Raw genomic sequence first — 14,967 nt, 5'->3', positions numbered from 1 at the left:
TTTATGCAATTGTTCTCTCCAGACATCAAATCAGATTCTTTAACCCATCGAATATACTTTCGAAAAAGGTAGCGAGGTTAAGCCCGTTACTGTGGTTAAAATAGACGAACACTAAAAATACAATTACCACAAAAATGATGAGTTTGCGAAAAGCAAATGCAATGATAATAAGTGCAATAGGAATGATAAATAACCATAAACTATTGATGGTGTAAGGACTTAAATCAGTATCTTTTTTATAAACATATACGAGTTTACTATGTGTCCCCGCATCGTTTTGATGTTTGATATAAACGAAAGTAGATTTATCGATTGGTAAGGGCAGTACAGCTATACCATCGTTAAATTTTAGTACCTGTGTAAAACCACTCACACTAAAAGTATAGGTCCCGTTTATATTTTCGTTAGGGTTGTTAAGCGAATCGGCTGCTATAATGGCCAGTTTGCTATTTTTAAGCAGATTCTCTTTTACCAGAAAATTATTGATTGACGCGTTTTGTGCAAAGCTGAAAAGACCAGTTAAACACAGTGATAGCATGAGTACGATTTGTTTCATTCGATAGAACGTTTATTGTAAATTAAATAACCGATATGCAATAATACACCATTTCTTTTAATCGCATCATTATATAAATTATAACTTAGGCTAACCGGGCCCAAAGGGGAGTGATAAACCAGACCGGCTGTACCTGCATAACGTAATTTTGTAATGGCCTTCGCATAACTGATATCCTGGAAATTATTCAGCTCAAATTCTTTATGCGGTAAAAATAAATAACCCTCTAATCTAATGTCAAGATTTTTTTTAACATTATAAATGTTTTTTATTCCGCCTGCTGCATATGTCGTTGCCCTAAACTTATCCAGAAATAGTGAGCGGCTATCCTGCAGCGGATAAAAGGCCGGGGCGGTTAATAGTGTTGCATAATAGTTGCTGAACAAAGGCTGGTTCGAAATTACACCTTCTACAATATAGCCCAGCGTGTATTTTTTAAGGTGTAAAAAATAGTTCTCCTGTGTAAGCTTAATGCTGGCCCAATGGTGTAGCTGGCTACTACTTGGAACTGTCACAAAACCAGAGGTATTACGGAAAATGTTACCGGGATTGTAATTTTCGCGACCGGTGGTGTAATTAAAACTTAACGAAAAGCTTTGGCCATTGGTGGCATATTGTTTTCTGTTCAGCGAATTTTTTTCCAGGTTTAGCGAGCCCCTGAAGCCATTGAATATCGTTTGATCTAACAAATCGCCTACTGCAAAGGTATTATTTGGACTATAACGGTCGTTATTATTGATAAAGTTTGCATGGAGCACAATTTTGGTATTGTAATTTAGGGGCATTCCCATCATGAGATCGATCTTCCTGTCTGATTGCTCAATATAAATAGGGCGTGGATTTTCGATAAAGATCTGGCTGGTGTTATAGAAGTTCCAGTGATTATAGGTTAATTCTGCAGCCAGAAACAAAGGCAGTCTGGTTGGGTAATCTACCCGGCCATTTACCTGTACCGATTCATAAAAACGACCGGAGTAAAAGCTGGTTCCGAATGTGTACGATTTGCGGTTGAGGTAGTTGTACTGTGCACCCAGAAAAACATTACTGATGGGCCGGGTTGAAATATTGCCACCTAATTCGAGCTTAAAGCTCTTTTTCGGCTGTGCCACTACCTCAAAAGTGTAACTGTCTGTTGCCGCCTGATAAGAAATTTTAGGATATACCGTTTCGAAAGTCTGATCGGCAACGAGTTTGTAATACCCGCGTTTAACATCTTGCAGGTTAAATGTGGTTTTATCGCTTTTGAAAAGCCTTTCTACATACTTTTTCTGTTGACTGTTTACTCCGGTTACAATGATGTTGCTGAATTTGAGATCTGGTTTTTTCGAATTAAATTTTTCCCTTTTCTGCGCCAGTTCTTCATCACTCACCCTTCTGCTGATCAACGCTTTAATCCTTGGCATATCAGCCATGGTGGCATCATATCCTTTTCTGATTAATTCTTCTACCGGAGCGAAATTGGTAACGCTATAGGTAGCTAAATCGGGCTGGATGTAAACGCCGTTTTTACCGATCATGGTAGAATCTGATTTAGACAGAAACATGTATACCAGAAAGCGGTTCATTAAACGATCGTCGATATTTTTAGGATATTCGTTGTAGGTTTTGGAAGAGACATTGGCGCCAATCATATAATCGGGCTTAAAATCTCTTTCCATTACATCGGCTGGGAAATTATTGTAAAGCCCACCGTCAAAAACGTACTTGCCATCTAATTTGATCGGTCGGTAGATAATAGGTACCGTCATAGTGGCCCTTACGGCCTCAGCCAAACTTCCCTTGCTTACGGTGATGCTTTTTTGCGAAAGCACATCAGCCACCATACAGCGATAGGGAACGAACAGGTTATCAAAATTATCTTTGGAAACGGCTGAAGCCTGCGAGAAAAGCTCAAGAAAAGCAAAATTTAATGGGATATCATTAATCAGGTTAGAACGGAAACTAAAATGGAAACCGGTATCAATAGCCACTTTTGCGGTAAGCATCGAGGCATTAGGCGCATTTTTCTGGAAATAGTAGGTGTAGTCGCTCGTATAACGTCCGTTTACCCAGTTCTGAAAATCGCTGCTGATCGCTATTTCCTCAATCTGTTTTGGACTATAACCTGCGGCATACATGGCGCCAACAATGCCACCCATTGATGTGCCGGTAATGTAATCAATAGGGATGTGATTTTCTTCCAGAGCCTTTAGCGTGCCAATGTGCGACAATCCTTTTGCACCGCCACCACTAAATACAAGACCTACCTTTTGCGCCTGCAATTGGCTACAGCACAGAACGAACAGGATCAGCAAATATCTTTTAAAAGTTACCACCCCTAAAAATAAGTGTTTTTCTTTTAAAATCAGTTCAATATGAAAATGTTATAAGTTAAAAATGTAGCAAAACTTACCCACATGATGTATGGGATAAAGAGGAGTCCTGCCCAATTATTGATTTTGTAAAAAGTGAAGGCATTAATCACGATAATCAGCAATAGGAAAATGATTTCTGCCAGGGCAAAACCTATTTCATGCAGATAAAAGAATATGAAAGACCAGGCGAGATTTAAAATCAGCTGGATCAGGTAAATGGCAACTGTGCGCGGAAAATGAATAATTTTATCTCGTCTTATCCAAACCAGATAAGCAGCAATGCCGATCAGTACATAAAGTGTTGTCCAAACCGGAGCAAAAAGCCAATTTGGTGGATTAAAAGATGGTTTATTTAATGTTGGATACCAGGTTTTAACCGATTGGGCCGTTGCCCATCCTCCTAAAGCACCAACACCCAATGTGACGGCAATATTGATGATAAAAGCCAGCGGTTTGAATTTCATGCCTAAAATTTGAGTTTAAACAAAGACAAACCCAAAATGTTTTTAATTATCTGCCAATGCCTGGTACTACAGGTAAACTTTCGTTTCCATCATTTCCGATACTCTGAACAGCAAATAAATAATTGTCTTTACTGTAGGGCAATCTTAATTCGGTAGCTGAAGTGAAAAATTTCTTTTCCCAAACAGGACTGCTGGTTTCGCGCATTAATACATAGTAACCCTTTATGGTACCATTAAGCGGAGCTTTCCAGTATAAAAGAGTAGAATTGCTAAGGTTTTTAACATCAACTTTTACTTCGGTTGGGCTGGAAGGCGCTTTGGCCAGATTGGCCAGAACCGAAATATTCACACCAGTGTTTTTGCGTAAATATTCAAAATCCATAAATTCCTGCAGGTCGCCATACCGCACACCATTTTCTATTCTTAGGTCTTGGTGCTGGTGATCAAAGTTCTCGTTCATTTCGGTGATGCGTACGGCTGTAAAGCCATTTTCTACAAATGGGGTATGGTCTCCGCCACGCAGAAACCTGTCGTTTCTGTAAATGAGTTTAACTTCCAGCTGATCTACATACCGCTCGCCTATTTCTTTAACATAGCGGGCTAACTGACGGCTTTTACCATCGTTTTCTAAACCAAACTGGCGGATACTCTTCGAATTTTTATCCAGGTCAAAGCTGGGCAAACCCTCACTAAATACACGCAGCCTGGTATTATCAATAATTTGTGTTTCGCTACTGTTATTGCTGCCAATCATATCGTTGTTCAGCATGGCATCCACATTCCAGTTTTCTTTTTTTGCTTTTGCGGCCATAAAACCGGAGCCCAGTAGAGATTGTTCTTCGCCACTTACGGCCACAAATACGATGGTTGCAGGGAATTTATACTGACTCATAATTCGTGCAGCTTCTATTACGCCTGCAACGCCACTACCATCATCGTTGGCACCGGGTGCATCACTGGTTCTGTTCATTACGTCGGTAACGCGGCTATCCAGATGCCCGCTCACCACATAAACCCGTTTGTCATTTGTATCCGTGCCTTTTAATATGGCTACTGCATTTCCTAAAAGTGTAGGCTTGTCTACCCTTTTTCCATCAGGTTTAAATGTAATGGTATCCAGGTATGCCGTAAGTCTGCCATCGCTGTGCTTTGCAAATTGATTAAACTTATTGACAACCCAATTTCTGGCCGCTCCAATTCCCTTTGTGTTACTTTTAATATCGCTAAGTGTATTTCTTGTTCCGAAAGAAACCATTTTACTGATGTACGATTTTAATGAATCGGGATTTACGGCCTTAACCATTTTATCGATATCCTGATTTCTGTTAATTACAACCTGGGCGTTAAGTGTTAAACTAATGGCAGTAAAAGTGAGTAGGATATACGCTTTTTTCATTTGAAGGCTTTTTTAGGAAATGGTGGCTCTATTTAAAACGAAGATATTAAATGATTACTGGAATATGAACGGTTATAGCTCAAAGTCATGTAACAATTAAAGCATAAAAAAGCCCTTTGAAATGAATCAAAGGGCTTAAGCCTAATTTTAATATTACTTTGTGAGTTCTTGTGAACGGTTCCAGTTGCCAAACGCTTTTTTTACGGAAGCTTTTGCTGTATTTAAATCAACATTACCTGCAATGGTCAAAAATGTTTTTTCTGGAGAAATCTGGCTGTAAAAGTTTTGCACATCAACCAGGGTCAGGGCGCTGATCGAATTTTCAGTTACGGTCTGGTCATAATCGTAATCCTGATTTTTGATACTCGTCATTAATTTAGCCTTTGCTACATCAAAAATTCGTTGATCGAAACCTGGATTTTGAATTATTGAGGCCATTTGCACCAGGTCCTTCTCCAGATCGGTATTTAATGTGGACATCTTGCCACTATTATCTTTGAAACTGATGTTGGCGTTTTTGCTCACATTTTCATTTAATAAGGCATTTAATAGCTCAACTATGCCATCTTTTTTGTTATTGAATGCGTTAGCATCCAAAGTGAAGCTAGAATAAGCCTTTGAGGATTTACTATTTTCAGAAATAATAATGTTCATGCCATTCTTAAGTTTGTAGCCAAGCGGCTCTTTAAAAGTCTGTGCTTTAGTCGTAAATACAGAAAGGATGGCAATAGTAAAAATTGCAATTGTTTTAATTTTGTTCATTTTATTTGTATTGATATAAGGATAATCTTAGTCGATAGTGTTGCACAATACGATCTGATTGCATTCAAACAGGGTGGGGCACAAGAATCAAACTGGCCTATATACGTGGCATAAAGCCTATCGGATTTTGATAAATGTTTATTTCATTCATTTTGTTCATGATTTTAAACTTTGCCATTTACACTTCGTTTAAATGACTTCACGTCGGATGCAATTTTTAAGGTTTACAATTAACAAGAGGTTACTTCAGCTTTAAAAACTGATTGACAAGGCGAAAAATGTAAAGGTGCCAATAGGGATTATGCCATTAAAAAAAGGCTGTTGTTAACCCTGATTGATATCTAGGGTATGAATAACAGTTAAGACTTTCTGAAGGCAGTATGGGTGGCTGAGTCATTCAAACAAAATTACAACAATACAACAATTTAAGCACGCAATATTTGGCAATAAAAGTATCTTTGCGGTTATGCAATTGGCCAAAGAGGTTAAATATTTAATTCACAAAGAAGTATTGTTAGAGTGGCGTTCCAAATATACCATTAACGGCGTATTGCTCTATGTTGTTTCTACCATTTTTACCTGTTACCTCTCTTTTGTTAGCCTGGGCGATAAATTAACCTGGAATGCGTTGTTTTGGATCATCATGCTTTTTGCCTCCATTAATGGCGTATCGAAAAGTTTTTTACAGGAAACTAAAGGTCAGCAGCTGTATAGTTACGTTTTGGCAAGTCCGGCTGCGGTTTTGATTTCTAAAACGGTATATAATATGCTGCTGATGTTGGTGCTTACCACAATTGCTTTAGGTTTTTATACTTTGGTTTTCGATTCCTTTACCCCGCCGGATTTATTGTTGTACTACGTAGCTGTGGTATTGGGGAGCATCAGTTTTTCTACCGTATTTACTATGGTGTCGGCTATTGCGAGTAAGGCGGGTAATGGGGGAATGTTAATGGCGATCTTAAGCTTTCCGATCATCATTCCGGTACTGATTTTATTGATTAAACTGGCTAAAAATGCAGTCGATGGTTTGCCCTGGGAAAATAGTTACGATGAAATAACCATGTTGCTGGTGGTGAATGTACTTGTAGTGGCCACGTCTTTGTTGTTATTTCCTTACCTTTGGAGGGATTAAACACGGATGATGGAAGATGGAAAATGGAAAACGGGTAATGGAGTTAACATTCAAAATTAAATATACGCATGAATAAAACTTGGTGGAAAATCTTAGGTTCGGTTTTGGTAATTTATACTGCAATAGCGGGTTTATTGCTTGGTGTACCTCATTTGCCAATATTGAACGAAACGATCAGAAATCTTTATTTCCATGTACCCATGTGGTTTGCCATGATTGTACTGTTTTCGATCTCTGTTTTTTACAGCATAAAATCATTGAGTACCAAAAGTGAAATCGATGATATTAAAGCCGTTGAAAGTGTTAATGCCGGCATTGTTTTTGGCATTCTAGGTCTAATTACTGGTGCCATTTGGGCAAAATTTACCTGGGGACAGTTCTGGAGTTTCGATCCTAAACAGAATTTTGCGGCCATTTCAATCTTGCTTTATTTTGCATATTTGATTCTCCGGAATGCAATTGACGAAGAACAAAAAAGAGCGAAGATTTCTGCCATTTACAATATTTTTGCCTTCCCAATGATGGTGGTACTGCTTTTTGTTTTACCCCGTTTAAAAGATTCATTACATCCAGGCAATGGTGGTAACCCTGGTTTTAACAGTTACGACTTAGACAGTCGCATGCGCATGGTATTTTACCCTGCATGTTTAGGCTGGATCTTAATTGGTTACTGGGTGTACACCATTCGTTTCAGAATACGTACTATTGAGAATAAACAACAACATAACTAAAATGAAGAAGATATTTTTCTCCCTGATATTAATGATGGCTACACTACAGTTATTCGCACAGGATAATGGCGTAGAAATGGCCGATAATCTTCGTAGCAATGGAAAAATTTACGTCGTGGTCATCTGCATCGTAATTATCCTCGTAGGCTTACTCGCATATCTTTTCTCGATCGATAAAAGATTAAAGAAAATCGAAAAAGAAAACCACATCAGCAAATAAGTAAAGGCTCGTGATTACGAAAGCCAGAATAATTTTTTAGAGGGGATCAAATAATATTGATCTCCTTTTTTATGTTGCAAAATTATGATATTCGTAATTGTGGTGATGTTTTGAGCTATCAATTGATCAACATCGTAATAAAATAGCCGTGTGGATATTTTTTTTATAATTTTTTTTCAGTCAGATATAGCGTAATATAGCCTATCAAATTAGTCGTTTTATCCCCGCTAACGAATCGCGATATCCTGGTTTAAACCTGTTTAAATATTGTTTTTGGACGGATTTGCATGATCGGTATAAACTCTTTTATATGAGCTCCGGAACGTAGTGTTAGCTGTACACTAAGTATTTTTGCATTTGGATATGTGCATTTTTTTTAGGCAATTTTGCACCGAAAACTTATTCAATATAAAAAATAAATAATGGCTAATCTAGCAGACGAGAACAAGTTCTTTGCAGATGTTTGTAAGAACTTTGACAGTGCGGCTCAATTTACCAATCATCCCGAAGGTTTATTGAACCAGATTAAAACATGTAATAGTGTATATCGTTTCCAGTTCCCCATCCGCCGTGGAAATGGTTTTGAAGTAATTGATGCCTGGCGCGTGGAACACTCTCACCACATGAGTCCTACAAAAGGCGGTATCCGCTACAGCGAAATGGTAAACGAAGATGAAGTGATGGCACTTGCTGCCTTAATGACTTACAAATGTGCCATTGTTAACGTTCCGTTTGGTGGCGCAAAAGGTGGTATCAAAATTAACACTAAACAGTACAGTGTTGCGGAATTGGAAACCATTACCCGCCGTTATACTACAGAATTAATTAAGAAAAACTTTATCGGTCCCGGTATAGATGTTCCTGCGCCTGACTACGGATCTGGTGAACGCGAAATGAGCTGGATTGCCGATACTTATATGACCATGAACCCGGGTCAGCTTGATGCATTAGGTTGCGTTACCGGTAAGCCGATTGCTTTACACGGTATCCGCGGACGTAAAGAGGCTACAGGCCGTGGCGTGGCTTACGCTGTACGTGAGTGTGTAGAAGTTGCAGAAGATATGGCTAAGCTAGGCTTTAAGGCTGGTTTAGGTGATAAAAGAGTAATTGTTCAGGGTTTAGGTAACGTAGGTTATCACTCTGCTAAATTCTTAGCCGAATTTGGAGCAACCATTGTTGGTCTATGCGAGTTTGAAGGTGCTATTTACAATCCTAACGGATTAAACGTTGATGAGGTTTTTGCACACCGTAAAAACACAGGTTCTATTTTAGATTTCCCTGGTGCTACCAGCTTTAAAAATTCAATGGAAGGTTTAGAGCAAGATTGTGATATCATTGTTCCGGCAGCTTTAGAAAACCAGTTTACAGAACTTAATATCCGCAATATCAAAGCAAAAATTATTGCTGAAGGTGCCAACGGACCAACTACGCCGGAAGCTGAAGCCATTTTTACTGAAATGGGTGGTATTATCATTCCGGATATGTATTGCAATGCTGGTGGTGTTACGGTTTCTTATTTTGAGTGGTTGAAAAATCTTTCGCACGTGGCTTTCGGTCGCATGGAAAACCGTTATGCGGCTAACTCGAATGCAAATCTGATCAATACTTTAGAAAACCTGACCGGTAAAACGATCCTTCCGGAGCACCGTTTAATGATTGTGAAAGGCGCATCTGAGATGGAGCTGGTTAACTCTGGTTTAGAAGATACCATGATTCATTCGTACCACGAAATCCGCGAAACTTTAATGACCAAACCAGGTACACAAACGTTAAGAACTGCTGCTTTTGTTAATTCAATTGATAAAATTGCGGTTTCTTATATGAATTTAGGTGTTTGGCCATAAGGGCGCAAAGCCGAAAGACTAAAGCTTAAAGCTAAAATCCCTGCAGATTTAACATTTGCAGGGATTTTTGTTACTTGCCAGTTTTGCTTACTGTTCTTTAACAACCAGATGTTTTCTATTTATTTGGCTTTTAAACCGGCCTTAAGATGTAATACTCAACTCTTCTAAATCCAGCCTCCATTCTTCTTTTCTGATCACTTCATCATCATATTTTTTGTTCCGCTTTAAATGATGTAACTCGTCCCGCTGGAGTTGAATTAAAGTCAGCACGATTTCCTGATAAGCTTTTAAGTCCTCTTTGTCAATTTCGCCTCTTTTATAAGCGTGGATATTATCCCTTTTTTCTTTTAAAGAATGGTGTAGTTCTGCTTTCAAATTAACCATTAACTCATTGTGCGTGCATTGGTGCTGATAGTCAGCATTTAGTTTATCCAAAGAAAGATCAATCAATTTTAGTTTAATCTGATTAGTTTGCTCCTGTTCTGTTAATTTGCTTTTAGGCTCGGGAATTTTAAGCCATTTAATTACCAGCGGAAGGGTAAGTCCCTGCAAAACCAATGTAATGAAAATGACCACGAAAGTGATGAACAGAATCAGGTTTCTTAAAGGAAAAGCCACCGAATCAGAAATCATTACCGGAATGGAAAGTGCCGCGGCTAAAGATACCACGCCTCTCATTCCCGCGTAAATGATCACCACATAAGAATGCCATGTCATATCCCGATAACGTATGCGTGTTTTTTTATTGAAGAGTAGTGTAATCTGAGCAGTTGAAACCAACCATACCATGCGAACAACAAGCGCCAGTATACTGATCCCAACTCCATAACCGATGGCTTTGGTTATTGGATAATCAGGACCTAAGCCATTTACAATATCGGGTAGCGCCAGGCCGATTAATATAAATACGACACCATTGAGCATAAATATTAACGACGACCATACATTAACCGTTTTTATCCTGGAATTTGAGGTTAAGATGATATGCGATTGACTGGAGAGTAACAAACCTCCGGATACGACTGCCATTACGCCAGATGCTTCGAAATGCTCGGCAATAATGTACATAAAGTATGGTGTAAGTAAGGTAAGTACCGTATCAATATTATCGGTTGTAGGTAACCAGCGGTGAATAACATAAAATATGCCGCCAATGGCAAGACCAATTAAAATTCCCAGGCCCGCAACAGTCACGAAGCTTACTGCGGCATCCTGCATTACAAATGTGCCGCTAAGTATAGTAGCTAATGCAAATTTAAATACAATTAAACTGGAAGCATCATTTACCAAACTTTCTCCTTCCAGTAAAGCGCTTACCACTTTCGGAATCTTCATACCTTTTAATACTGCTGCTGCGGCAACGGCATCAGGCGGTGAAACAATACCGCCCAATAAAAAGCCGAGAGCGAGGGTAAAACCAGGTATAAATGCTACAGATGCATAAGCAACAGCCATTGAAGTAATGAAAACTAAACCCACGGCCATTAAAAATATGGCACCTTTATACTCCCAAAAATCTTTCCAGGAGGTAAACCAGGCCGCTTCATAAAGTAAGGGTGGTAAAAAAAGTAAGAAAACAATATCCGGGTCAATTTTGATATGTGGAATACCTGGAATAAAGCCAATAAGTAAACCGGCCAATACCAAAAAGATAGGATAGGAGATTTTTATCTTTTGGCCAATCATCACTAATAAGGTTACACCTAAAAGTAAAACCAAAATAAGAATCAAATTATCGTGAAGCATTTAAGATGTTTTTAGATTATTAACTTACGAATATACCAACGTTTAATTAAGAAAATAACGAACAAACAGAATAGGGCATATTTCTGTTTTATTTTGGAAAGGAGAGGCCTGTGTTCATAGCAGTGGGTTAGTCCTGCTGTACCTCCTGCCAATTGAAGGAATTGGCATCCGTCCCATCAGGTTTAGGTACAAAGGTCTGTTTTTAATTTCCCTATTGCATAGGGGGCTTAACCTGTTTTTTAAATCAACCTGTCTCCAAGGGAAATATTTTATTTGCTTACCGGAATGTCAACAGATAAATTAAGATCCAGCGCACTTTTGAAGCCATTTTGAAAAACTTTTAAAACTTGCATGAGGGCGTTAGCATCCTTGTTTAAAAATAAAAGTTCCGATTCCAGTTTAATCTTGTTTTTACCTATACTTTTTGCTTTAATCTCCAATTGACTAAAAGTACCCAATTTGTCTGCAATCAAGGGTATTGATGTTTGATTAATCAGTTTTTTAAAATCAACTTTAAAATAAAAAAAGTCGTCAGATGATGCCCTTTTCACATCTGGTTTAGCACTTTTAATCGTACTTAACTGAACATTACCATTGCTGCCTCTAAAATAAAACTGGTATAAAGGAATCATCGCGCTGCTAATCTTACCGGTAGATTGATCTAATGCGCCAAGCGATTTAAGATAATTGCTTACTGCTTTATCATCGGAATTCAGATTTATCGTAATCGAGGGAATTTTACGGTCCCGAAGTATTTTTTTCTCCACCTGCTCAAAGTCATCATTGTATTCATAGCCTACAATGGTATCTACCTGCGTAACGGTTTTTGTCCATTCAAAATCCACATAATCCTGATAAAACCTGAAAAAACTATCTTTTGAAAGCAGAGAAAGACTCATCGTATGATTTTTTTCAGTCAAATCCGATTTAATTTTTCCGTTTAACCAAAAACTCAATGTACTTTCAGGATTTAGCATCCGGTGCCTGGGTTCAGCAGCAGGTTCTATCCATTTATTCTCAAATTCACTGCTAAAATCAATTTTTCCATCTGTAAAATTGATCTTGCTTAAATTTTCTGCATCTTGAAAAGAGAGGTGATCGGAAAGGCTGGCCATTTGTGCGAACTTGCTATCGCTAATTTTAACCATGTTATTTTGATCATGTATCTCTTCCAGTATATGTCTTATTGGCTCCTTTGCCATGTTAAATGCAATGCTTACGGTTTTTTTGTTCACCAGCAGGCCAAATGTTGAGTCTGCAGATTCAAAAAAATGGGCATCCTTTTTTAGTAATGCAAGCTTTTTCAGGATAAAATGGTTAAATGCCGATGTATCGGCTATCTCTAAACGGGTAAAAAGCGTATTTTTAGCCGTTCCTTTTAAGGCGTATATATAAATGTTTGCCGGTATTCTTAAACCTGAATTTAAATCGGCTATCTTTTCCCTGATACTATTTTTGTCTGTTCCGGCATATTGACTGGGATGTTTGAGATAACTTACGGCCAAGGTTTTGTATAGTTCATCCACATTTATTTTGAACAAAGTTTGGGTAGTAGCAGGAATTAATATTTTGTTGGCCTGGATTTGCCTGTATTTAAAAAAAACAAAATAAAAAAGAAGCAGCAATATGACTATCGCTGCTGTTATTTTTAGAAATTTCACCATAATAAGATTAATTGTTGAAATCGGTTAACTGCCAATTGTAAATTGTTAACTGAAAATTGAACTACTTGGCTGCATTTTCAATTAGCGAGAACAAATATTTCAATGCATTTTCATGTCCGTTTGGAATTTCTGCACTGATATCCGCCGATACCACATTACCTTTAATTGGGTTAGATTTCATGTATACATTACCCATTTTTTCTAAAGTACTGTTGAATTTTTTAGCAGTTTCCTCGCCACCAATTTCAGAGGCAGGTACTTTGCCTACCAGGTTTTGGGCGTTAAATAAAAAGCTAAAATTGTTTTTGCTCAATAGTTGCTTGTGCATTTTACTTAATTTATAACTGCTGTATTGATTGTTTTGAATGCCCTGCATTTCAGTTAACGAACTACCAAAAAACACGATACCATCTTTTATCTGTAAATAAATATCAACGGGACTTTTCTTCTCCATTATTTTATAAATGGTACCCTCGGCACTTACAAAGTTTTTGTTTATACCATATTTAATCAATTTATTGATCAATCTGGTATCATCAGATGAGAACATGAAAAGGAAATCGGGTAACGTTTCATTTTTTGTTTTTGTTACTTCTTTCTGTTTGTAATCGTCATCATACTCATAAGCGGTATAAGTAACCTCTTTTGTTTTTAACCCATTAATCACAAATAAGGCGTCGCCCTTAATTACCTTGCTTACGGCTTCCTCGTCTAACAAAAGAGAAATCAGTTCAGCACCCAGGTCCATTTCTTCATCCATTCTCGCCCCCATAAAAGAACCATAAGTTTGTTTTAATAATTTGGGCAATTCTTCCAGGTAAGCTTTGGTATCAATAGCATAGCTCATGAAACCTAATGTTTTTTCGCTGTTCACATATTTCAAAAACTTTTTGTTTAACTTTCTGTCCAGGATTTTTTTGTAGGAATCTGCTTGTTCCTGTGATAATTCTAGGCGTGTGGAGATGCGGAAGCTTTTTTTATCCATAAAAAGTTTTGCATTTAAGCTGCCATAACCTTTCATTAGGCCTGCTTTTCCATACGTGCCAAAACCTGGCGAAATTGTGTTATAGGCATCCTGAAGGCTTGAAACCCATAGTTCCGCAATAGCTTTGGTGTCTAAACTCTCCGCGTATGATTTATTATTTTCTATAGACTTATAATTCCCATTAAAAATTTGATCGGCTTGAGCGGTCATCCAAACCAATGCCAGCCTTTTTTTCTTGGCATCCTGTTCTGCGCGTTCTTGCTGGTAGGTATCAAATTGTGCATCAATATTAGCTTTGGCAGTTGCAGTAGAATCAATAACTTCTTCGCTGGGATCTGCTTCCATTTCAAAATCGACGTTCTGAGTCCACGTTACTTTCTTTGATTTGACAGCTTTTTTCTTCCCTGTTTTTTTCTTTATGCTTCTTTTTTTTGATGTTTTGCTAAGAGACGCTTTTTTCTGAACTTTTGCTTTTTTAATAATTGGGGGGGCAACCACCTCTACCATTGGTTCGGCCGTAGTGGTGTAGACGGTATCTGACACGACAGCGCTACTATCTGCAATGGCTACATCATCATAATTATTCTGAAACCTGATTTCTTTTATCCCATAACGGGCAGATTTAGTAGAATCGGAAAAAAAAGAACTGTTAATGCTCCCTGTTACAAAATATAGCATGTTGTTGTTCCATTTAATGATGCTCGTACTATCTGGCATAATCATGGTGCGGATATCGCCCTGTTGCGTAAACTTTTTCTCTTTATTTTCAATCAGGCTCTCAAATTTATTAGCATCTTTTATCGGAATCAGGAAACAGTTGTAGGTAATACTATCGCTTAACTTGTTAAAGTAATACATGTTTTGCTCTACGTTAATTCCAAAATCTTCTATGCTGTTAAAGTTTTTATCAAGTGATTTTGAAGTTTCAGTCAATAGTTTCTTACCAAGAAAAGATTCGTTAAAATCTTTAATGAACATGAGCTTAAAAATATTATCGCCCTTAATGGTCGCAACGGTAAAAGCGTCTGAAGGTATTTTTTTGACCAAATCCTGTGCTTTGGTCAAATTAAAAAGTAGCAGGAGGGAGAAGGAGAATAGAATTTTTTTCATTGG

12 protein-coding genes are annotated in these 14,967 nt (G+C 37.9%); 4 read left to right on the top strand and 8 right to left on the bottom strand.

Going from position 1 to position 14,967, the window contains the following annotated elements; translation table 11 throughout:
- Window positions 1-25: 25 nt before the first annotated feature.
- From PGN18_RS15355 to PGN18_RS15335, 5 genes are all read right to left on the bottom strand, one after another.
- Complete coding sequence (locus PGN18_RS15355) at window positions 26-556, bottom strand: hypothetical protein (RefSeq protein ID WP_335320451.1); 531 nt, start codon at window positions 554-556, stop codon at window positions 26-28.
- Entirely contained in the window at window positions 553-2,850 is a 2,298-nt protein-coding gene (locus PGN18_RS15350; protein ID WP_335320450.1) for a patatin-like phospholipase family protein, read from the bottom strand. Before PGN18_RS15350 ends, PGN18_RS15355 begins: the two co-directional genes overlap by 4 nt.
- A gap of 50 nt (window positions 2,851-2,900) precedes the next feature.
- Window positions 2,901-3,374: a TspO/MBR family protein gene (locus PGN18_RS15345; protein WP_335320449.1), complete on the bottom strand. Its 474-nt coding sequence runs from the start codon at window positions 3,372-3,374 to the stop codon at window positions 2,901-2,903.
- A gap of 46 nt (window positions 3,375-3,420) precedes the next feature.
- Window positions 3,421-4,770, bottom strand: a complete 1,350-nt coding sequence (locus tag PGN18_RS15340) for a M28 family metallopeptidase (RefSeq protein ID WP_335320448.1) — start codon at window positions 4,768-4,770, stop codon at window positions 3,421-3,423.
- Between the two features lie 153 nt (window positions 4,771-4,923).
- Window positions 4,924-5,532: a hypothetical protein gene (locus tag PGN18_RS15335; RefSeq protein ID WP_335320446.1), complete on the bottom strand. Its 609-nt coding sequence runs from the start codon at window positions 5,530-5,532 to the stop codon at window positions 4,924-4,926.
- A 466-nt stretch (window positions 5,533-5,998) separates the two neighbouring features.
- On the opposite strand from PGN18_RS15335, the gene PGN18_RS15330 reads away from it, so the two are divergent.
- The 4 genes from PGN18_RS15330 to PGN18_RS15315 all read left to right on the top strand — a co-directional run bounded on the left by PGN18_RS15330 (window position 5,999) and on the right by PGN18_RS15315 (window position 9,459).
- Window positions 5,999-6,664: a heme exporter protein CcmB gene (locus tag PGN18_RS15330; RefSeq protein WP_335320445.1), complete on the top strand. Its 666-nt coding sequence runs from the start codon at window positions 5,999-6,001 to the stop codon at window positions 6,662-6,664.
- A gap of 68 nt (window positions 6,665-6,732) precedes the next feature.
- Window positions 6,733-7,395, top strand: coding sequence for a cytochrome c biogenesis protein CcsA (gene ccsA / locus PGN18_RS15325; protein ID WP_335320444.1), 663 nt, complete (start codon window positions 6,733-6,735; stop codon window positions 7,393-7,395).
- Window position 7,396: 1 nt separating this feature from the next.
- A complete protein-coding gene (locus PGN18_RS15320) occupies window positions 7,397-7,615 on the top strand; it encodes a CcmD family protein (RefSeq protein ID WP_335320443.1) in 219 nt (72 codons plus the stop codon).
- Window positions 7,616-8,037: 422 nt separating this feature from the next.
- Window positions 8,038-9,459 carry a Glu/Leu/Phe/Val family dehydrogenase gene (locus PGN18_RS15315; protein WP_335320442.1) on the top strand — a complete coding sequence of 474 codons (1,422 nt, stop codon included), beginning with the start codon at window positions 8,038-8,040 and terminating at the stop codon, window positions 9,457-9,459.
- A 141-nt stretch (window positions 9,460-9,600) separates the two neighbouring features.
- On the opposite strand, the gene PGN18_RS15310 is transcribed toward PGN18_RS15315, so the two are convergent.
- From PGN18_RS15310 to PGN18_RS15300, 3 genes are all read right to left on the bottom strand, one after another.
- The gene (locus PGN18_RS15310; protein ID WP_335320441.1) at window positions 9,601-11,205 is read right to left on the bottom strand and encodes a Na+/H+ antiporter; all 1,605 of its coding nucleotides are present in this window, start codon (window positions 11,203-11,205) and stop codon (window positions 9,601-9,603) included.
- Window positions 11,206-11,474: 269 nt separating this feature from the next.
- A complete protein-coding gene (locus tag PGN18_RS15305; RefSeq protein ID WP_335320440.1) occupies window positions 11,475-12,869 on the bottom strand; it encodes a hypothetical protein in 1,395 nt (464 codons plus the stop codon).
- Between the two features lie 61 nt (window positions 12,870-12,930).
- Window positions 12,931-14,964, bottom strand: coding sequence for a hypothetical protein (locus tag PGN18_RS15300; RefSeq protein WP_335320439.1), 2,034 nt, complete (start codon window positions 14,962-14,964; stop codon window positions 12,931-12,933).
- Window positions 14,965-14,967 lie beyond the last annotated feature (3 nt).

Origin of the sequence: Pedobacter terrae, assembly GCF_036946585.1 — a bacterium.
GTDB lineage: Bacteria > Bacteroidota > Bacteroidia > Sphingobacteriales > Sphingobacteriaceae > Pedobacter > Pedobacter terrae_C.
The sequence above is the reverse complement of the archived record's forward strand: the minus strand, read 5'-3'. Positions and strand labels throughout refer to the sequence as shown.

What these genes read in the sequence shown, in the direction of transcription:
- PGN18_RS15355 (WP_335320451.1), bottom strand. Translation starts at nt 556, where the DNA reads ATGAAACAAATCGTACTCATGCTATCACTGTGTTTAACTGGTCTTTTC.
- PGN18_RS15345 (WP_335320449.1), bottom strand. Translation starts at nt 3,374, where the DNA reads ATGAAATTCAAACCGCTGGCTTTTATCATCAATATTGCCGTCACATTG.
- PGN18_RS15340 (WP_335320448.1), bottom strand. Translation starts at nt 4,770, where the DNA reads ATGAAAAAAGCGTATATCCTACTCACTTTTACTGCCATTAGTTTAACA.
- PGN18_RS15335 (WP_335320446.1), bottom strand. Translation starts at nt 5,532, where the DNA reads ATGAACAAAATTAAAACAATTGCAATTTTTACTATTGCCATCCTTTCT.
- PGN18_RS15330 (WP_335320445.1), top strand. Translation starts at nt 5,999, where the DNA reads ATGCAATTGGCCAAAGAGGTTAAATATTTAATTCACAAAGAAGTATTG.
- ccsA (WP_335320444.1), top strand. Translation starts at nt 6,733, where the DNA reads ATGAATAAAACTTGGTGGAAAATCTTAGGTTCGGTTTTGGTAATTTAT.
- PGN18_RS15320 (WP_335320443.1), top strand. Translation starts at nt 7,397, where the DNA reads ATGAAGAAGATATTTTTCTCCCTGATATTAATGATGGCTACACTACAG.
- PGN18_RS15315 (WP_335320442.1), top strand. Translation starts at nt 8,038, where the DNA reads ATGGCTAATCTAGCAGACGAGAACAAGTTCTTTGCAGATGTTTGTAAG.
- PGN18_RS15310 (WP_335320441.1), bottom strand. Translation starts at nt 11,205, where the DNA reads ATGCTTCACGATAATTTGATTCTTATTTTGGTTTTACTTTTAGGTGTA.
- PGN18_RS15305 (WP_335320440.1), bottom strand. Translation starts at nt 12,869, where the DNA reads ATGGTGAAATTTCTAAAAATAACAGCAGCGATAGTCATATTGCTGCTT.
- PGN18_RS15300 (WP_335320439.1), bottom strand. Translation starts at nt 14,964, where the DNA reads ATGAAAAAAATTCTATTCTCCTTCTCCCTCCTGCTACTTTTTAATTTG.